The sequence below is a fragment of the Nocardia citri genome, from assembly GCF_054065835.1.
In genome coordinates, this window is record NZ_JBSUQM010000001.1 from 425,812 (window position 1) to 444,481 (window position 18,670).

Consider the following 18,670-nt stretch of genomic DNA (forward strand, 5'->3'; position numbering starts at 1 on the left):
TGGATCAGAACGCCGCTTCGTCCAGTTCCATAATGTCGTTGTCCAAGTTGGACAGGATGGTGCGCGTCGCGGTCAGCTCCGGCAGCACATTGCGTGCGAAGAACTGCGCGACGCCGACCTTGCCCTGGTAGAAGGTTTCGTCGGCACCGGCCGCGCCAATGTCGAGGGCCTGGATGGCGACATCGGCCTGACGCAGCAGCTGCCAGCCGATGAGCAGGTCACCGACCGCGAGCAGCAAGCGCACCGCACCCAGACCGACCTTGTACAGCTCGGTCGGCTGCTCCTGGGCGCCCATCAGGTACCCGGTCAGCGTGGCGGTCATGGCCTGCACATCCTCGAGCGCGATGGCCAGCAGCTTGCGCTCGGCCTTGAGGCGACCGTTGCCCGCCTCGGACTCGATGAACTTCTGCACCTGGCCGGTCACATGGGCCAGCGCTACCCCGCGGTCGCGGGCGATCTTGCGGAAGAAGAAGTCCTGCGCCTGGATGGCGGTGGTGCCCTCGTAGAGCGAGTCGATCTTCGCGTCGCGAATGTACTGCTCGATCGGGTAGTCCTGCAGGAAGCCGGAGCCACCGAAGGTCTGCAGCGATTCGGTCAGGTACTGGTAGGCCCGTTCGGAACCGACACCCTTGACGATCGGCAGCAGCAGATCGTTCACCCGGAAGGCCATATCCGCATCCGCGCCGGAGACCAGCTCGGCGATATCCGCGTCCTGGTGCGCGGCGGTGTAGAGGTAGATGGCGCGCAGACCCTCGGCGTACGCCTTCTGCATGGCCAGGCTGCGGCGCACATCCGGGTGGTGGGTAATGGTGACGCGCGGGGCGGCCTTGTCGGTCATCTGGGTCAGGTCCGCGCCCTGGACGCGCTGCTTGGCGTAGTCGAGAGCGTTCAGGTAACCGGTCGACAGGGTCGCGATGGCCTTGGTGCCCACCATCATGCGGGCGTTCTCGATGACGTCGAACATCTGCGCGATGCCGTTGTGCACCTCGCCGACCAGCCAGCCCTTGGCGGGTACGCCGTGGCCGCCGAAGGTGAGCTCACAGGTAGCCGAGACCTTGATACCCATCTTGTGCTCGACATTGGTGACCAAGACACCGTTGCGGTCGCCCAGGGTCTGGGTCTCGAAGTCGAAGTGCCACTTCGGCACGTAGAACAGCGACAGGCCCTTGGTGCCCGGACCGGCGCCCTCGGGGCGGGCCAGCACCAGGTGCATGATGTTTTCGAACAGGTCGTCGGAGTCACCCGAGGTGATGAAGCGTTTGACGCCCTCGATGTGCCAGGATCCGTCCTCCTGCTTAATCGCTTTGGTGCGGCCGGCGCCGACATCCGAACCGGCATCCGGCTCGGTCAGGACCATGGTGGCGCCCCAGTTGCGGTCGGCGATGATCTGCGCCCACTTCTTCTGTTCGTCGGTGCCGTTGTTGTAGAACACCTGCGCGAAACCGGCGCCGGCGGCGTACATCTGAGCAGGCGGGTTGGCGCCGAGGATCATCTCGCCGAGCGCCCAGGAGACGGCGCTCGGAGCACCGAGGCCACCCAGCTCCTCGCGGACGGCGACCTTGGCCCAGCCAGCGTCTTCCAGCGCGCGGTAGGACTTCTTGAAGGATTCGGGGAGAGTGACCGTGTGGGTTTCGGGATCGAAGGTCGGCGGGTTGCGGTCACCGTCGACGAACGAATCGGCCAGCGGGCCCTCGGCCAAGCGACGTACCTCGTTGAGCATCTCCTTGACGGTCTCGGTATCGAGATCGCCGTAGGCGTCGCTGTCGAGGATGGTGCCGAGGCCGAGTACCTCGAAGAGGTTGAACTCCAGGTCGCGGACGTTGCTCTTGTAGTGGCCCATGTCTGTGTACTCACTCTCCGTTGAGTTGGTGCGGTCGGTTGGTTGCCGTTCCCGCCCGCTGTTCGTCAACCGGGTAGCCGTGCCGGTTCACCGCATGCTACTCGCGGGTAACTTAATGCTATATTACCGGTCGGTAATAGGGTCGCAAAGGTTCGAGTGGACAATGTGACGCGGACAACAATCGAATGCGTTGCCGATCGTCTACGGCTCGCGTATGGGCTGCCCGAGCCAGGTTTGCCGATGCATTGCCTTGTGTCCCGTGCGCCGCGGGTGGCTGGGCGGCTCCGGATAGCTCGGGATTACCGTGGAAATGTGCGAATCGAGACGAGTGCCGGGCCCGCGGAGATCGAGCTCGACAAGCCGCGCAAGGCGACATTCCTACTGCTGCTCACACACGGATCCGGTGGCGGTGTGGACGCGAAAGACCTGCTCACCGTGCGCGATCGTGCCTATGAACTGGGCGGTGCGGTGGCGCGGGTGGTGCAGCCGTATCGGGTCGCCGGACGACGCGCGCCCGGTTCCGCGGTCAAGCAGGACGAGGCCTGGCTGGAGATCGTCGCCGACCTGCGCAAGTGGGTGCGCAAGGTCCCGCTGATCCAAGGTGGGCGCAGCAATGGTGCCCGGGTGGCCTGCCGCACCGCCATCGCCGCCGACGCGCGCGGTGTACTCGCGCTGTCTTTTCCGCTGCATCCGCCGGGTAAGCCGGAGAAGACACGTCGCGAGGAACTGCTCGCCCCCGGCGATATCGAAGTCGTCGTGATCAACGGCGCGAACGACCCATTCGGCATCCCGGACCCCGCCGATGCCGCCGAGGTGCGGGTTATCCCTGGTCAGCCGCATTCTTTTCGCTCGGGATTCGACATCATCACCGATACGGTCACCCCGTGGCTGCAACACTGGTCCGGGTAGTGCACGTGCGGCCCGGCGACGGTCTCAGCTGGACGCGGGTTCGATGGCGGGCGGGGTCGCGGCGGGTTTGGTGGCGACGACCAGGGCGTCGATGGCCTCGCGCCCCTCGGTAGGGCGGTAGACGCGGTCGGCGATGCGGACTCGGATGCGATCGGGGTCGGCGCCGAGGTCGGCGATGATGTCGTCGGGGGTGAACAGGACCGACGGGTCCTGCGGACCGCCGAACCCTTCGGTGAGATTGATGGTGTCGTGGCCGAGGATCAGCAGGGTGCCGGCGGGGGTGAGGAGATCGGCGAGGCGCCGCACCAGTTGACGGCGTTGTTCGGCGGGCAGGTGCAAGAAGACCATCAGCACGAGTTCGTACGGGCCGCTGATGCCCGCGGCGTCCAGGTCGGTGACATCGGCGCACTGCCAACTGATTCGGCCGCGGACCGAGCGAGACAGCCGGGTCGCGATGGTGCGGCCCTTATCGATGCCCACCTGTGAATAGTCGACGGCATGCACGTGCCAGCCGTGCGTGGCCAGCCACAATGCGTTGCGGCCTTCGCCGCAGGCGAGATCCAGGGCACGCGGCAGGGCGGGCGGTTCGCCGTCGGGGGTGTCCGGCAGCAACGGGGTGATCCGCTCCAGCCCATAGACGTGTTCCACCACGGTGCTGTTCGGCGGCGCACCCCAGACCAGTTCACTCCGCGCATACCGCGTGTCCCAATCGGTCGCGTCCATATGCGCGAGTGTATTTGCACCAGGCACCGGGCGATCGCCGCGCACCCGTGATCCCGCTGCTGCTGCCGGTGCCACTGCCGCGGGCGCCGGGCTCGAGCCCTAAGCGCTCGATTGCGGCAACCAATGCACCGGCGAGGTTTCGCGGATATGGACGAGTACATCGAAAGCGTCCGCGAGGGATCGCACGGTGATGTGCGCGGTAGCGTCTTTGTCCGGATCGTAGACGCCGCTGATCGTGCGCAGCTTCGCCGGACCCTGCAGCCACGGCCGCACCGATTCCGGTGCGTCGCTGTGCAAGTCGATATAGAAGATGCGCCGATTCACCGCGCCGAGTTCCGCGTCGACCAGGTCCGGCAGCGGTTCCGGCGCCACCGCCGTTCCGAGATTCCCGTGGTGGAAACCGATGGCCACCGAAATGTATCGGGCGCCGAACTTTTCGCGCAGATAGCTGCCGGTACCGCGGAATTCGGAGGTTTCGGCCGGACCATCGCCGAGGCTGATGGCGGCGGTGTGGGCGATACCGTCCCAATACGCGATCTTCGCGCCGGTTTCCTGCTGCCATTCGATGACCCGATCCGCGGCGGGGTGTTCGTCGCGCGCGAAACCGCCCTGCCCGGCGGCGCTCTTCTCGTGGAATTCGACAATGAGCCGCAGATGCGTCAGCGCATTTTCCGATTCTGTTGTCGCCGGCAGATTTTCGAATAATGCCAAGGCATCGCGTGCGTTGTCGACGAACGGTCGGCCGGGGTGAATTCCCTGATGGCGCTGCACATGTTCATCGATCTGATGTGCCGTGCGGATCGGGGTGAGGTGGGATTCCATGGCGGCCAATCGATCCGGCGCCTGTTGCCGGACGTAATCCAGCACCGCATCGTAATCCGACGGTTCTGCGCGTGGTGGCTCGACGCCGAAAATCCGTACCGGATTGTTCGGATGGTCGGCATTGAATTTGCGAATCCACTCCAGTGCCGCCGCCATTTCGGTGGTCCGGGTCGGCCGCCACGCGCCCACCAGCACTGATTCTGGGTCACCCGCGCCGGTCTGCACATAGGCATCGAGCCGCTCGCCGGAACGTGCACTGTCCTGCACCGCGAGCACGCGGAAACCGTATTCCATGACAAGTCGTCGGAATATCCGCTCACGCAGTCCGAAGGTCTGCCGGGAGAACCGGGTCGACTCACCCAGACCGACCACGGTCGCCGACCCGAGGTGCTCGGTCAATGTCGCGATATCGGATCCGGTGCTATTCGAATCCGCATCGAAAATCGGCCGCGCCAGCGCGCGTAGCCATTCGTGCAAATCCGAAGTGCCGGTATCCGATTCGCTGGATTCCAATGTGGTGTCCATGGTCTCTCCCGAAGCTCGACGCCGCAACGCAACCCAGCTTTGTACCTGAAGTATTGTTGAGGTCAAGTCGGCGGAATGTAGGCACACGGCCGCGGTGTATCGCGGCGATGTGCTGCTGGGGGACTAGAGGGAGGTGCGCATCAGGATGACGTTGTACTGCGTGTGGACCGTGGTGAGAAAGTACAGGTCACGCCCGGTTTGGTACGGGAAGATCGACGGGGCGTACGCGGCCGGGAGTTCGCGGGTGTCGATCAGCACCTCGGGATCGCTCCAGGGACCCGCGGGCGAGCCGGCCCGCCGCATGACCACCGAATTGAACGGATCGGTGGTGAGCGAGATGAACTGCCCGAGGTACTCGTTGTACATCACCGACATCTCGCCGACGCCCCCCATGATCGGCGCCGCGGCGTTGACATCGCCTTTCTTGCTCCAGTGCTCGCCGTCCCAGTACTCGTACTCGCCCAGATTCGCGATATCGCCTTCACGCACCCGCCCGACATACGCGGCCTGGTTGCGTCCGGATTTGGTGCCGTATTCGTAGACGTAACCGCCGTTCTTGACGAAGGCGTTCATCTGGAAGTTGGCGTTACCGCCGTCATTCGGGCGTCTGGTCTCCGGTAGCTCGCCCCAGGTCTCACCGTTATCGCCGGAGGCCGCGAGGCCGGAGAAATTCGTGGTCCACCGGCCGATATCGTCCCAGCTCTGCACCGACATCAGGCTCATATACTGAACGCCGTTGACCGAAATGCCCGCGGTGGGGATCCGGCTGATCTCCACGAATGGAATCTTCGGGCTCGGAATCAGATCGCGCGCCTGACCGAAGATATCGCGCACGACGCTGTCGAAGTAGAGGCCGTTGGACGGATCGTGGGTATGGCTGCGCACAAGAATATTGCTGCGCCACGCCCAGGCGCTGCCCGCGAGCAGATTCGGCAGACCGAATCCGGCGGTATCGCCGAATGCGGTCAGCATCTCGTCGTTGCCGTTATCCCACATGATGCCCAGATCGGTGCCCAGCACGTTATAGGCCTGGGTGCTGTTGGGGCTGGCCATGCCGGTCACCTGAAATACCGCCCTGGTCCGGCCGACCAGATTGGGTAATCCATTGGTGCCGTTCAACACCGGGATCGGGTTTATCGCATTGGGGTTCGCCGTGGCTGGGGTAGTCGCAACGAGGAGCAAGGCCGATGCTCCTGCCAGTGCCGAGAGCAGAGCAGACGCGGTTCTGTTCAAGTCTCGAAGCCCTCCGGTTCTGGCCGAAGCGGCACGATACGCAGGCCCCCCACCCGTGTGCCGTGTCACATTTCGGCTGGCTGGCAAATCGTTCAAGATGCTAACAGCGAAACTGGGGAAAATGGTGGGTTGCGTGATTCGTCTGGAGAATTGTAAGCGGCGCGCTACCTGAATTGTGATCAGCGACGACGGGATATGGCCTGCCGCAGGATCAATGGCAGTTGGGTGGCCCGCTCGATGGCGAAGGTACGGCGGGCCGAGGCATGCCAGGAGCGGTCGAAGAGTTGTTTGGCTCCCGCGACGGCGTGCGGTGAGCGCAGTGCGATGCGATCAGCGAGTCTTTCCGCCGCCGCGACCGGGTCCGCGGTCACCTCGGTGACCAGGCCGATCCGCTCGGCGTAGGCGGCGTCCACGATATCGGCGGTCATGGTCAGCAGCAGCGCCCTGTCGATACCGATCAGCCGGGACAGTGTCGCCGCGCCGGTCATATCCGGGACCAGACCATGTTTGGCCTCCATTACCGAGAATTCGGCGTCGGGGCTGGCGAAGCGGACGTCGGCGGCCAGTGCGATCTGCAGTCCGCCGCCGTAGCAGTGGCCGTGGACCGCGGCGATCACCGGCACCGAGAGCCGACGCCAGGCCCAGCAGGCCTCCTGGAAGGTGTTGGTGCCGCGCCAGGGCAGCGGGATGAAGCCGCGGATGGCGGCGAGCGGATCGCCGCTGGCCCCCGCGATATCGAGGCCGCTGCTGAAACTCGGACCGTTACCGGACAGGATGACCGCGCGGACCTTCTTCTGCCCCGCGACGGCATGCGCCGTCGTGACGAGATCGCGCAGCATCTCGATGGTCAGGCCGTTGTGTTTATCGGGCCGGTCCAGCGTGACGTAGGCGCGGTCGTCGACCAACCGAAGCGCGATATTCGAGGCCACACGCGGATCTTACCCGCAAGTCAGTTAGTGGTCCATTGCCCGGAAGCATCCGCTTTGCTCTAATTCGAACGCAAGTTGCGGATCCGATAACGCGGACGCGACCGGTCAGGGACGTGGGCTGATGGTGTCGAGCAGGACCCGCGCGCAGCCGACCGGATCGTCGTAGAACGGCGTGTGGCCGCTGCCGTGCAGCGTGATGTGGCGGGCATTTGGCAGTACGGCGCGTGCCCGCCGGCTCTGGGTGGGGTAGGTCAACAGGATATCCCGGTTGCCCCAGGCGATAGTGACGGGAATATCGGCCAGCGCGCCGATTTCGTGCAATTTCGCATCGGTGAACGAAGCGAGGGCGGGTTCGAAGCCGAGTGCGTCGACCGCGCCGGTGGCGGTGTCCACGGCCACCTGTGGATCGATCGCCCACGGTTTGCCGAAGATCAACGTCAGGAAGATGGTGCGGCCCGTGGCGGTGCCAAGCACGTCGGGCAGCCACCGGCGCAGCACCCGTGCGAGCTGGCGGGATTTGCCGAGCGACTGTTGGCACCACACCCGGCCGGGGGTGTCCCAGAATCCGATCGGGGAAAAGGCGGTGACCGAGCGGACCAGCCCGCGTGCGCCGAGGTTCAGACCGATGAGTCCGCCCATCGAATTGCCCGCCAGATGCGGGCGCTCGATGCCGTGTTCGGCGAGGAAGTCGGCGAGTGCGTCGGTGAGGGTGTCGACGGTGGTGTGCGGGAGCGGCGCGGACCCGCCGAAGCCGGGTAGATCGACGGCTATGACGTCGAAGGATTCGGCGAGGGTGCCGATGATCGGCTCCCACACCTGCCAGCGGCTGCCCACGCCATGTACCAGGACCAGCGGTTCCCCTGAGCCGTCCCGGTAATGGTTGAACGTCGTCATATCTGTGACCGTACAGCGATTCGCGGCTGTCGGACCGAGATTTCCGGCCCCAACCAGGACCGATCTCCGCTGGCAGTCGGCCGAAACGCCGGTACGATAAATGGTATGGCAACGCGTAAGGTAACCCTTTCGCTGGACGAGGCGTCCTGGGCCTTCGCCGAACAGGCGGCGGCCCGCGCGGGGATGTCGCCTTCGGCGTGGATATCGAAGGCAGCGCGTCGCGAAGCGGTGCGGACCGGTATCGGTCCGGTGCCCGATGTGACGGCTCTGGCCGCGGCCGACGAGGCGGAGCTGGCCGCCGCCGAGGAGGCGATGCGTGCGCAGGGGTGAACTGTGGACCTATCACCCACACGGTTCGCCGCGGCGCCGTACTGTCGTGCTCATCAGCAGTGATGGCATCAATGAATCACCGAGGCAATGGCTGATCGCCGCCGAGGTCGTCGACGAGGATCCCCAGGACATTCTGGCTGTGCCGGTCGAGCGGCATGGCTGGCTGCATGCCGGGAATATCGGCCGCATCTATCGCGGCTGGCTGGCCGAGCCCATCGATGCGATGGAGGCGGACGCGCTGGAGCGGTTGGACACCGCATTGCGCGCGGCCATGGACCTGTAACCCACTTCTGGACTGGGAAGCCGATCGCTCGGCTACCGCTCGACGTCGTACGGCATTATCGTTGCGGCGCCACCGCGGTGGCCGTTTACACAGACTGAATCGGAGAAGAGGAATCAGGTGCGGACCTTCCTGATCGCCGCAGCGCTCGTCACGCTGCCGGTACTGGCGGCGTGCGGTAACGATAAGGCCGCGGACCAGCCCGCGGTAACCCAAGCCGACCTCTCCAAATCGCTGCAGGACAAGGGACTCAAGGACAAGAGCCTGGCCGACTGCGCCGCCAAGCTCTATGTGGACCAAGGCATTTCGCAGGAGGGCCTGCGCAAGATGATCAGCGACGAATACGACACCAAGGCCGCTGACCCCAATAACTTCGGCATGAGCCAATCCGATGCCGACAAGGCCCGCGCGGCCAACACCAAGATCTTCACCGAATGCCGCGCGACGGTACCGCTAAGCCCCGACGAGAGGATGAACCAATTTCTGCTACAGCACGGCGTCCCTTCAGAGAATTCTGACGCTTATCGCGGCGTAGCGCGAGGGATGTGCGAATCGATTACATCGCTTACCAACCTGGACGACCTGGTGGCGACGTTACGCGCCATCCATGGCACTGCGTTCCGATCGGATGAGTCAGCTCGAGCTTTTCTCTACAACGCGATCGACGTCTACTGCCCGGCATATTCCTACCTGGAGAGGCCGCATTAGAAGAAAGCCCGGGTATCGATTCACCCGATCATGAATGACCTGATTAAGAGTTCCGGGACAGAGCCCGTGACCTGGGGATATATTGGTCCGACCAGAGCGTTGTCGATAGTGACGTCGTTGTTGTCGTCATCCGTGTCGTCACGGTTCGGCCCCAATGCATCACCTTGGGAATCAGGGGTGGCAGAAAATCTGGAGGTTGTGCAGGTCGGGGGCGGCTAAGGGATCGCAGATCAATAACACGTAATCTTTACGGTTTTTTGGTGAATCCTGTTGTGCAAGAGATGTATTCGTGTATTTCTGCGGCGGTGGTGAAGGTGGTTGCTGTGGGTTCGGCCAGGTGACCGGTGTCGTCGAGGAGGGTGCGGGTACGTGTGATGGCTTTGCGGATGGCGGCGGGGCTGATTCCGACGAGTTCGGCGAGCACGGTCCAGGGTGTGGCGAAACGGTTTTTTTGCAGGGTGAGGGCGACTCGGTCGGCGAGGGTGGTGGCGGATTTGCGGCCATTGGTTCGGGTTCTATTGCTGGCCTGGTCTTTTGGGCATAGTGCGGTGACGAGGTCGTCGAATCGTGCGCTGGCGAGGCCGGTGAGTTCGGGGGCGTGCAGCCAGCGCAGGTCGTCGCGTTGGGGCGCGACCGCGCAGGTGGCGGAGTCGTCGGTGGTGGTGTCGGAATCGGCTGTGGGGGTGATGGGTTCGGGGTTGATGGTGTAGTTCCATTCGCCGTGCCAGTCGTGCCGATCACCCGCCACGACTGGCACGGCGAATGGAACTACACCATCAGGCCCGAATCCCTCATCCCCACAACCACACCCGAGACCGCCACCAGCGACACCGATACCACCGCGACCGGGCGGCAACGCGACGACCTGCTCTGGCTCCACGCCCCCGAACTCACCGGCCTCCCACCCGGCCAATTCGACCAGCTCGTCACCGCACTATGCCCAAAAGACCAGGCCGGGCGCCGCGCCCGGGCACCCCGCCACCTCCCTCGCCGACCGCGTCGCCCTCACCCTGCAGAAACAACGCTTCTCGACACCCTGGACCGTCCTCGCCGAACTCATCGGAATCAGCCCCACCGCCATCGCCAAAGCCATCACACGTACCCGCGCCCTCCTCCACGACACCGGCCACCTGCCCGAACCGACCCCGACCACCCTCACCACCACCGCAGAGATACACGAATACATCTCTAACGCAAACGAATTCACCTACGAACGCTGAAGATTACGTGTTATTGATCTGCGGTAACTAAGACTTTGGGTGAGGTTGTGACAACTCGTGACATTCATGCTGGCTGACGCTGAGAACGAGAACAGGCCCCGACTGGCTTCGCGCTGGTCAAGGCCTGTTCCTGTTGTTGAGCCGATGACGGGAATCGAACCCGCGCTGTCTGCTTGGGAAGCAGAAGTTCTACCATTGAACTACATCGGCACTGCGCTATGCGCGTCCGCGACTCTATCAGACCAGGCCATATGCCGGTCAACTTCTGCGGACCGGACCTGGTCGGGCTTTCGAACGCCGACGTGGTGCCGGGGCTGACCGCCGCACACGGTCTCCATTCCGCCAACCTCCCTGCTCGAGGGTATCGCTGCGATTTCGAACGGTTGGGTGGATGCCGGTTCGGCTATCCACATGTGGCGGCTGAGCAGCGGTATCGAGCAGAGGCTACGCTCGTCGGCGTGCTGCTTTCCGATCGTGACATCCGTGCGGAGATCGCCGCTGGGCGTCTCGGCGTCGAGCCGCTCCTGGAAGACCTCATTCAGCCGTCGAGTATCGATGTGCGGCTGGATCGGCTGTTCCGGGTATTCGACAACACGCGGTATACGCATATCGATCCCGCGCAGCGTCAGGATGAGCTGACCAGCTTGGTCGAGCCCGCCGAGGGTGAGCCGTTCGTGCTGCACCCCGGGGAATTCGCACTCGGCTCCACGCTCGAGGTCTGTACGTTGCCGGACGATCTGGCCGGTCGGCTGGAGGGCAAGTCGAGCCTTGGGCGGCTGGGTCTGCTCACCCATTCGACGGCGGGATTCATCGATCCGGGCTTCAGCGGACACATCACGCTGGAACTGTCGAATGTGGCGAATTTGCCGATCACCCTGTGGCCCGGTATGAAGATCGGCCAGCTGTGCCTACTGCGCCTGACCAGCCCGGCCGAGAACCCCTACGGCAGCGCCGCCACGGGCTCGAAGTACCAGGGCCAGCGCGGCCCAACCCCCTCCAGGTCCTACCTCAACTTCCCACTGCACACCTAGCGGTAGCGGCGAGGGCTGGCGGGAATCCACCGCAGCGCCCGCATATCCTCGCTGGTGAGCCGACCTGCTCGGCGAGCAGCCTGTGGAAATACCGTCGACTCCAACCACATTCGGCGGCCGAATCGGAATTGGTTGTGCCGCGGTCGGATCGGCGCAGGTGCCTTTCACTGCCATTCGTTCACGTCGGATCGCGTGGAACCGCTCGACAACACCCGACCGCGTCCGCCCCTGTCGACTGCCAGTAGAGGGGCGGACCCGGTAGGCCCGGCACCGCAGCGGCGGCGGGGACCGACGACGCATTCAATCCCCGCCACCCGCCCCCACCGCGAGTGCCGTCGTGATGATGACGGATAACGGTGGGAGCGTGTCGCCGCAACTCGGTGGGTTGACCCAGTAGCACCCTTCCCGGGTCCACCGACCGAGCCCGGTCGGCAACATCACGGCACTGCCGACGGCCGGCATGCCTATATCGAGACGGTTCAGCACCTCCAATACCTGTGCGCCCGGCCGACTGTCCGGGTCGGCGAGGAAGCTCCAGCGAATCTGCCTGGCCAGCATGGGGCCCCTCGTCCCCCGCTGTTCCAGTGCGGCCCTGACCTTTTCGGCCCGAATCGTCGGCAGATGGACAACGCGGACCCGACCGGTGATGGGTAGCATCACAAACCCGCCGCGTTCGGTGACCGGCAAGCCGAACTCGTGCCGGTAGTAGGCCACCCAATCGTCGACTGTTCCGAGTTTCTCCACGTTCACGGCCAACTCCTTGCCTCCTCGTCTCCAAGGGTCCTGTGCCGGACGGCGTTTCGGGGCCTGCCCACCTGCCCGCCTTCCACTGCCTTTCCGCTGCCTCTGATAGCGGAAAGCCTCTGCATGTGGCCGCACTCACATTCCACTCGTACTCTGGGAAGAAGTTCGTTCGGAAGGGATGACATCGTGGTTCGGCAGTGGTCAGGTAGGGAGGCCCGTGCCCTTCGCGATGCCAGGCGGATGAGTATCCGGGAGTTCGCGGCACATCTGGGAGTGCACGAGCGGCTGGTATCGAAGTGGGAGGCCGGCGGTGCGCGGGTCCATCCGCGTCCGATCAATCAAGCCGCCCTCGATACCTCCCTGGCCAGGTCGGATGAAGTGGTGCGGGCACGGTTCGCGGCCATGATCGATCAGCCCGTATTCGATCGACCGGCCGCGCCTGGATTGGACAGGCGGGCCGAATCCTCGGCCCGCGCAAATTATTCGAGTGACGCGGATCTTTTGGCTCTCATAGACGCCGGTGCGATGAGAGGTGATGCGTTAGCGGCGATTTCGGAGAGGGATCTGATCATGGCGGCTGCCCACGAGGCGAGCGAGCACGCCGGCCAGGCCGAGAGCACCAATGTGGGTGCCACCACCTTGGAACAGCTCGATGCCGACGTCACGCGCATCGCGAACGAATATGTGCACGTCCCGCCGGTACCGATGATGGTGGAGATGCTTCGGGTGCGACGCCGGGTGTACCGGCTGTTGGAGGGACATCAGCGCCCCACCGATACCAGCCACCTGTACCTGCTCGCCGGCACGCTGTCGGGCTTGCTCGCCAATGCGAGCACCGATCTCGGCCATCTCGATGCCGCGGGCGAGCAGATCAGAGCGGCCTGGGCCTATTCGGAATTGTGTGGTCACAACGGGTTGCGCGCCTGGACCCGCGGCATGCACGCGCTGATCGAATACTGGTCCGATCGGCCGCGTCGCGGGGTGCTGCTGGCGCAGAGCGGACAGGAGTTCGCGCAATCGGCTACGGCCAGGGTTCGACTCTTGAATATCGAGGCCAGGATCTGGTCCCGGTTGGGCAGTGACGCCGATGCCGATCGCTGCATCCGGGCCGCCGACGATGCCCGCGAGGCGGCCGATACCGACTCACTACACGACGAGGTCGGCGGCGTGTTCGGCTTCAACGAGGCCAAGGCTCACTACTACGCGGGCGCGACCTATATCCATCTCGGTCAGGCCGAACCCGCATTGGCCGCGACGCAAGAGGCCATCGAGTTGTACGCGAACGGCCCGTCCGAGCGGCGTTCCTATGGCGCGGAGGCCATGGCCCGGGTGGACAGCGCCGCCGCCCATCTGATCAACGGCAGTCTCGATGGCGCGGCCGCCTCGCTGATTCCGGTGCTCGGCCTCGCCGAGGACAAGCGCATCGCCCAACTGGAGGAACGGCTCATCGGACTGCGTCGGCGGATCGCCGGGCCGGAGTTCCGCGACGCCGTCGAGGCGCGGTTGCTCGATGAAAAGATCGAAGAGTTCTGTGGATCCACTGCGGCCAAAGGCATCCCGCCGGGCAACTCGTCGTGACTACATCAAGTGCTGCGGGGCGAGGTTCGCACTGACGTAACCTCCACGGAGGGCGCTGCCATCGGGCACTGATTAACCAGTTGCCCGGGATGGCACCATAGGCAGGGTGAGTCGTAGCCATCTACCGCACCATCCGCCGCGCGTGCTGGAGCAATCCACGAAGCTGCAGAACGTCCTCTACGAAATTCGTGGACCGGTGGGCGCGCATGCGGCACGGCTGGAGGCGGAGGGGCATCGCATCCTCAAGCTGAATATCGGCAATCCCGCGCCGTTCGGATTCGAGGCGCCCGATGTGATCATGCGCGACATCATCGCCGCGCTGCCGTATGCCCAGGGCTACTCCGAGTCGAAGGGCATCCTCTCGGCCCGGCGTGCCATCGTGACCCGCTATGAGCTGGTCCCCGGCTTTCCCGAACTCGATGTCGACGATGTCTACCTGGGCAACGGTGTCTCCGAGCTGATCACCCTCACCATGCAGGCGTTGCTCGACAATGGTGACGAGGTGCTCATCCCAGCTCCCGACTACCCGCTGTGGACCGCCATGACCAGTCTGGCCGGCGGCACCCCGGTGCACTATCTCTGTGATGAATCCAACGGCTGGCAGCCCGATATCGGCGATATCGAATCGAAGATCACCGACAAGACCAAGGCGCTGCTGGTCATCAATCCGAACAACCCGACCGGCGCGGTGTACTCCACCGAGGTGCTGCAGCAACTGGTTGACCTCGCGCGCAAACATCAGCTGCTGCTGCTCGCCGACGAGATCTACGACAAGATCCTCTACGACGATGCCAAGCACATTTCGCTGGCGACGCTCGCGCCCGATCTGCTTTGCCTGACCTTCAATGGACTCTCCAAGGCCTACCGGGTCGCGGGCTACCGCTCCGGCTGGTTGGCGATCACCGGCCCCAAGGAGCATGCGGCTGGTTTTCTCGAAGGTATCGATCTGCTCGCCTCGACCAGGCTTTGCCCGAATGTGCCTGCACAGCACGCGATTCAGGTGGCACTCGGCGGGCATCAGAGCATCGAGGACCTGATCCTGCCCGGCGGGCGGCTGCTCGAGCAGCGCGATGTCGCATGGGAACGGCTGAATATGATCCCGGGCGTTTCCTGTGTGAAGCCGAAGGGTGCGCTCTACGCGTTCCCGAGGCTGGATCCGAATGTTTATGAAATCCACGATGATTCGAAGTTGATCCTGGATCTGCTGCTGCAGGAGAAGATCTTGATGGTGCAGGGCACGGGGTTCAATTGGCCGAATCATGATCATGTGCGGATCGTCACGCTGCCGTGGGCACGAGATCTCGCGGTGGCCATCGAGCGCTTCGGGAACTTCCTGTCGAGTTACCGGCAGTAGCGGCCGGGCGGTCCGAACCCCTGACAACCGCGTCGGGCTACCGGATCGCCCCGCTTCTGGGGTCAAAACATACTTCGCGTATGGATATTCTCGAGTTTTGGTTACTAGCTAGCGTTAAACGAGACTTTTTGTGTACAGTGTCTCTTGGCACTTCGAGTGCCCGGTCAAGTTGTCTACCCCCCCTGGACAACCTGACTTCGGGTTAGGCCGCCTACCCCCCTGGGCGCCGACCTGTGGGCGGCGGAGACATCCCCCTGCTCTCCGCCGCCCCCTTCCGATCTTCCATCCGGAATCTTTTCCCGGCTCCCAGCTCCCCGGTCGCTCGCTGCCGGTCCGCGAAGCCGATCTTGAAAATGAAATCCTTTAAGCTCGCACCCGGGACTACAGACGAAAAGGTAGGAGTCCGGTGAGCCAGCGACCGACAACACCGCGCGCGTCGCGCACAACGAGGCCTGGCGTCGAGGCGGCGTCATGAGCGATCACCACCACCATCACCACGACCATTCCGGCCCGATCGCGATCGGCGCGACCGCCGCCCGGGTCGTCGTCGGACTGCTCGCCGCGATCGGCGTGGTGGTCGTCATCGCCGCGATCGTGCTGTGGCCGAGCAGCCAGCACATCGATATCCCGCTACCGATGCAGAACGCGGGTGGTGGCGCGGTGCAGACCGAGGCCGGAACCGTGGTGCTGCAGGACGTCGGGGCGTGCGGCAGTAGTTCGATCGGCAAGGTGTTCATCGATAAGCCCGAGCAGCCACGCGCCGCCGGCTACACCTGTCAGCGCAGTCTGATCAGCATCGATTCGGGTCCGCACAAGGGCAATCACACCCTATTCGAAATCGCGCCCGGCCCAGGACAACCCGATCTGCACGCCGGTGATCACATCCGGATCGTGCGGCAGACCGATCCCAGCGGAATGCCGCTGTACTCGTTCGAGGACTATTCGCGCGGGCTGCCGCTGACGCTGATCGTGTTGGCCTTCGTGATCGTGGTCATTGTCGTGGCGCGCTGGCGCGGATTGCGGGCACTGCTCGGGTTGGTCTTCGCCTTCGCGGTGCTGGTGCTGTTCATGCTGCCCGCGCTGCTGGACGGTAAGCCCGCAATTCCGGTCGCGTTGGTCGCGGGTGCGATGATCCTGTATGCCGTGCTGTATCTCGCGCACGGCGTGAATCTGCGGACCAGTTCGGCGCTGCTCGGCACGCTGACATCGATGATCGTGGCGGCGGTGCTGTCCTGGATCGCCATCGATATCACCCATTTGACCGGACTATCCGAGGAACAGAACACCAACGTCGCCACCTACATTCAGCACGTCAGCATTACCGGCCTGCTGTTGGCGGGCTTCATTATCGGTTCGCTCGGTGTGCTCAACGATGTCACGATCACCCAGGCCTCGGCCGCCTTCGAACTCGCCGCAATCGACGAATCCGCTTCGCGTCGTGAGGTTTTCGCCGCAGCCATGCGCGTCGGCCGGGACCATATCGCGAGTACGGTCTACACCCTGGTGCTCGCCTATGCCGGTGGCGCGCTTCCGCTGCTGCTGCTGTTCAGCGTCGCGGGCCGCTCCATCCGCGACGTGCTCACCGGTGACGCCATCGCCATCGAAATCGCCCGTTCCTCCGTCGGTGGTATCGCGCTGGCCCTTTCGGTCCCATTGACCACCGCGATCGCTGTCATGCTCGCCCGTCCCTTCGGCCATAAGCCCGAACCCGCGGCCCCCACTCGGCACTCGCGTCATGCGAAGTCCGAGTCGTCCGGATCGGCCCGGAGTTCGGGCGGTGCGCCGCGTCCGGCCACGCCGTCGAGCGGCGCGGTCACCAGCGATACGAGAGATACCGGGCGGCGGCGGATCTCGGAGCAACCCCGGGACGAGTCGGGCACCGGCTCGAACAGACAGGTCTCCTGGAACGACCGGCCCTCGAATCCTCGCGCATACGACCGCGACCGCGGCCACCACAGCGCCGATTCACCGGACTACGAACCCGATTACGACACCGACCCCCGCGGCTACCGCCGCCCCGACTCTCGTGGATACGGAAGCACGTGGGGCGGCGAGGGCACTCGGTACTGATCGCGCACGATGGGACAGTGCCGTCGAACGCACATATGCGCCGCCGACCGAAGCCGGTAGCTGACCGCTCAGCGCGGCGCGGGCGCCGGGAAGGGGAAGATCTCGGGCGGAATGGTCGGCACCACGATCGGCGGAAGGCCCGGTACGACAATGGTATTCGGGCCGGGAGCGGGTGGGGCTTCGCTGGTTGTCGCGCGGCGCGGCGGTGGGGCGGCGGCCACCGCTTCGCTGGACTCGGTGGTGTTGGCGGGCGCGACGGCGATTTGCGGATCGAGGGTGGTGCGCGGCGGGCTGGTCGGGGAGACCGAGATGGGCGGATCACTGCTCTGCGAATCGCGCGTGAGAACCTGTGGACCGTAACCGAGCCCGAGTCCGATCGCGGCGACGACGGCCAGGGCGCTTACGGTCAGTACCGCACCATTGATTTCCCGCTTGCCGCGGGGACTTTTGGGCGGTGCGGACAGCCAAGCGGTCGAGAGCTCATCGTTGTCGAGTATCGAATCCGCCGCGGGCGCGTGCTGCTGCGGGGTCTGGATGATCGTGCGCACCGGACGCGCCATCAGGGCGGCACCGCGGGTGACCACCGTCTCCGGACTGTCCGGAACGATGACCGGCACACCCATCCAGCGTTCGAGTACCTTGGCGATCAGCGGAATTCGCGCACAACCGCCGATCGCGAGCACACCGTGCACCGGACGGTCCGCGCGCACGACGACATCGCGGGCCATCCGCGCCGACGATTCGACCGCCAGCATGATGAGGGATTCGAAATTCTCCTGTGCCAGCAGCACCAGACCCTGTTGGCTGGGCAGCGCCACGGCGGTATTCGTAGACAGTTGCTCCTTGGCCTCGCGGCACAGGGCATCCAGGGCGGCCAGCCCCGCCGAATCCGGCGGATGCGCGATCCGGCCCGAGGCGATCTGCTGTTCGCGGATCAGCGAATCCAGGTAGTCACCGCTGATATCGCTGGTGCGCTCGCTGTGCCGGATCTCACGGGTCTGGGTGTCGACGACACTGACCGTCAGCCCGGAGCCGCCGAGGTCGTAGACGGCGAGTGAGGAGATGCCGCGAATATCCCCGGTGGCCTGCGCGAATTCGACCGCGGCGACAGTTTCGGGCACCAGTTCGTAATTGGTGAGCTGCTGACGTGCCATGGCCGCGCGCAGGGCCTTGGCCTGCCGCTCACTGCGGTAGGCGATCGCGGTGGCCGCGATACCGGGCATGGATTCCAGCGTCACGCCGATCGCCTCGGCGGCCAGCTCCTCCACCTGGTGTTCGATGACCGGAATGGTCTGCAGATCGAAGGAATGCGGGGCGATGGGACCGTCGGGGCGCACGATGTGTGGTCGCGCCATACGTACGGCGCCGGCCCCCACCGAAACTCCCAGTACCGAACTCATCAGCTGCCCATCCCGTTTCACACATCACGACATGCGAGCCTGCGCCGCCCGTCGGTGGATCGGCCCGCTCCCGGGACCAT

16 protein-coding genes, 1 tRNA gene and 1 pseudogene are annotated in these 18,670 nt (G+C 64.6%); 8 read left to right on the top strand and 10 right to left on the bottom strand.

Annotated elements, in window-relative coordinates; genetic code table 11:
- Nucleotides 1-4 precede the first annotated feature (4 nt).
- A complete protein-coding gene (locus ACW2Q0_RS02060) occupies nucleotides 5-1,840 on the bottom strand; it encodes an acyl-CoA dehydrogenase (protein WP_457185461.1) in 1,836 nt (611 codons plus the stop codon).
- 312 nt (nucleotides 1,841-2,152) lie between these two features.
- Here ACW2Q0_RS02060 and ACW2Q0_RS02065 point away from each other — a divergent pair, with 312 nt between their 5' ends.
- Nucleotides 2,153-2,749: an alpha/beta hydrolase family protein gene (locus ACW2Q0_RS02065; RefSeq protein WP_457185463.1), complete on the top strand. Its 597-nt coding sequence runs from the start codon at nucleotides 2,153-2,155 to the stop codon at nucleotides 2,747-2,749.
- Between the two features lie 24 nt (nucleotides 2,750-2,773).
- Here ACW2Q0_RS02065 and ACW2Q0_RS02070 read toward each other — a convergent pair whose 3' ends face one another.
- From ACW2Q0_RS02070 to ACW2Q0_RS02090, 5 genes are all read right to left on the bottom strand, one after another.
- On the bottom strand, nucleotides 2,774-3,472 hold the full coding sequence (locus ACW2Q0_RS02070; protein WP_457185465.1) for a class I SAM-dependent methyltransferase: 699 nt from the start codon (nucleotides 3,470-3,472) through the stop codon (nucleotides 2,774-2,776).
- Between the two features lie 99 nt (nucleotides 3,473-3,571).
- A complete protein-coding gene (locus ACW2Q0_RS02075) occupies nucleotides 3,572-4,819 on the bottom strand; it encodes an erythromycin esterase family protein (RefSeq protein ID WP_457185467.1) in 1,248 nt (415 codons plus the stop codon).
- A 123-nt stretch (nucleotides 4,820-4,942) separates the two neighbouring features.
- Complete coding sequence (locus ACW2Q0_RS02080; protein WP_457185469.1) at nucleotides 4,943-6,052, bottom strand: DUF4185 domain-containing protein; 1,110 nt, start codon at nucleotides 6,050-6,052, stop codon at nucleotides 4,943-4,945.
- A gap of 179 nt (nucleotides 6,053-6,231) precedes the next feature.
- Nucleotides 6,232-6,981 (bottom strand): crotonase/enoyl-CoA hydratase family protein, encoded by a 750-nt coding sequence (locus ACW2Q0_RS02085; protein WP_457185471.1) that lies wholly within the window; start codon nucleotides 6,979-6,981, stop codon nucleotides 6,232-6,234.
- A 105-nt stretch (nucleotides 6,982-7,086) separates the two neighbouring features.
- Entirely contained in the window at nucleotides 7,087-7,875 is a 789-nt protein-coding gene (locus tag ACW2Q0_RS02090; RefSeq protein WP_457185472.1) for an alpha/beta fold hydrolase, read from the bottom strand.
- A gap of 105 nt (nucleotides 7,876-7,980) precedes the next feature.
- Between ACW2Q0_RS02090 and ACW2Q0_RS02095 the strand changes: the two genes are divergently transcribed.
- From ACW2Q0_RS02095 to ACW2Q0_RS02105, 3 genes are all read left to right on the top strand, one after another.
- Nucleotides 7,981-8,205 carry a hypothetical protein gene (locus ACW2Q0_RS02095; protein ID WP_457185474.1) on the top strand — a complete coding sequence of 75 codons (225 nt, stop codon included), beginning with the start codon at nucleotides 7,981-7,983 and terminating at the stop codon, nucleotides 8,203-8,205.
- The gene (locus tag ACW2Q0_RS02100; RefSeq protein WP_457185476.1) at nucleotides 8,192-8,488 is read left to right on the top strand and encodes a hypothetical protein; all 297 of its coding nucleotides are present in this window, start codon (nucleotides 8,192-8,194) and stop codon (nucleotides 8,486-8,488) included. The genes ACW2Q0_RS02095 and ACW2Q0_RS02100 overlap by 14 nt, the downstream gene beginning before the upstream one ends.
- Nucleotides 8,489-8,605: 117 nt before the next feature.
- Entirely contained in the window at nucleotides 8,606-9,193 is a 588-nt protein-coding gene (locus tag ACW2Q0_RS02105; protein ID WP_457185478.1) for a DUF732 domain-containing protein, read from the top strand.
- Nucleotides 9,194-9,440: 247 nt separating this feature from the next.
- Here ACW2Q0_RS02105 and ACW2Q0_RS02110 read toward each other — a convergent pair whose 3' ends face one another.
- Nucleotides 9,441-9,950 (bottom strand): hypothetical protein, encoded by a 510-nt coding sequence (locus ACW2Q0_RS02110; protein WP_457185480.1) that lies wholly within the window; start codon nucleotides 9,948-9,950, stop codon nucleotides 9,441-9,443.
- Between the two features lie 602 nt (nucleotides 9,951-10,552).
- A tRNA-Gly gene (locus ACW2Q0_RS02115) sits at nucleotides 10,553-10,623 on the bottom strand.
- Between the two features lie 248 nt (nucleotides 10,624-10,871).
- On the opposite strand from ACW2Q0_RS02115, the gene dcd reads away from it, so the two are divergent.
- Nucleotides 10,872-11,444, top strand: a complete 573-nt coding sequence (gene dcd / locus ACW2Q0_RS02120; RefSeq protein WP_457185482.1) for a dCTP deaminase — start codon at nucleotides 10,872-10,874, stop codon at nucleotides 11,442-11,444.
- 300 nt (nucleotides 11,445-11,744) lie between these two features.
- On the opposite strand, the gene ACW2Q0_RS02125 is transcribed toward dcd, so the two are convergent.
- On the bottom strand, nucleotides 11,745-12,194 hold the full coding sequence (locus ACW2Q0_RS02125; RefSeq protein ID WP_457185484.1) for a hypothetical protein: 450 nt from the start codon (nucleotides 12,192-12,194) through the stop codon (nucleotides 11,745-11,747).
- A 234-nt stretch (nucleotides 12,195-12,428) separates the two neighbouring features.
- Between ACW2Q0_RS02125 and ACW2Q0_RS02130 the strand changes: the two genes are divergently transcribed.
- The 3 genes and pseudogenes from ACW2Q0_RS02130 to ACW2Q0_RS02140 form a co-directional block, all read left to right on the top strand.
- Nucleotides 12,429-13,766, top strand: a complete 1,338-nt coding sequence (locus ACW2Q0_RS02130) for a helix-turn-helix domain-containing protein (protein ID WP_457185486.1) — start codon at nucleotides 12,429-12,431, stop codon at nucleotides 13,764-13,766.
- A gap of 97 nt (nucleotides 13,767-13,863) precedes the next feature.
- On the top strand, nucleotides 13,864-15,120 hold the full coding sequence (locus tag ACW2Q0_RS02135) for a pyridoxal phosphate-dependent aminotransferase (protein ID WP_457186079.1): 1,257 nt from the start codon (nucleotides 13,864-13,866) through the stop codon (nucleotides 15,118-15,120).
- A 471-nt stretch (nucleotides 15,121-15,591) separates the two neighbouring features.
- Nucleotides 15,592-16,863 (top strand): annotated as a pseudogene (locus ACW2Q0_RS02140) (YibE/F family protein); the annotation flags it as partial.
- Between the two features lie 395 nt (nucleotides 16,864-17,258).
- Here the strand turns inward: ACW2Q0_RS02140 and ACW2Q0_RS02145 are convergent.
- Complete coding sequence (locus ACW2Q0_RS02145) at nucleotides 17,259-18,590, bottom strand: Hsp70 family protein (RefSeq protein WP_457185488.1); 1,332 nt, start codon at nucleotides 18,588-18,590, stop codon at nucleotides 17,259-17,261.
- Nucleotides 18,591-18,670 lie beyond the last annotated feature (80 nt).

Bases quoted from the DNA above. Each gene is read 5' to 3' on its own strand.
- ACW2Q0_RS02095 (WP_457185474.1), top strand. From the start codon at position 7,981: ATGGCAACGCGTAAGGTAACCCTTTCGCTGGACGAGGCGTCCTGGGCC.
- ACW2Q0_RS02070 (WP_457185465.1), bottom strand. From the start codon at position 3,472: ATGGACGCGACCGATTGGGACACGCGGTATGCGCGGAGTGAACTGGTC.
- ACW2Q0_RS02145 (WP_457185488.1), bottom strand. From the start codon at position 18,590: ATGAGTTCGGTACTGGGAGTTTCGGTGGGGGCCGGCGCCGTACGTATG.
- ACW2Q0_RS02090 (WP_457185472.1), bottom strand. From the start codon at position 7,875: ATGACGACGTTCAACCATTACCGGGACGGCTCAGGGGAACCGCTGGTC.
- ACW2Q0_RS02130 (WP_457185486.1), top strand. From the start codon at position 12,429: ATGAGTATCCGGGAGTTCGCGGCACATCTGGGAGTGCACGAGCGGCTG.
- ACW2Q0_RS02075 (WP_457185467.1), bottom strand. From the start codon at position 4,819: ATGGACACCACATTGGAATCCAGCGAATCGGATACCGGCACTTCGGAT.
- ACW2Q0_RS02060 (WP_457185461.1), bottom strand. From the start codon at position 1,840: ATGGGCCACTACAAGAGCAACGTCCGCGACCTGGAGTTCAACCTCTTC.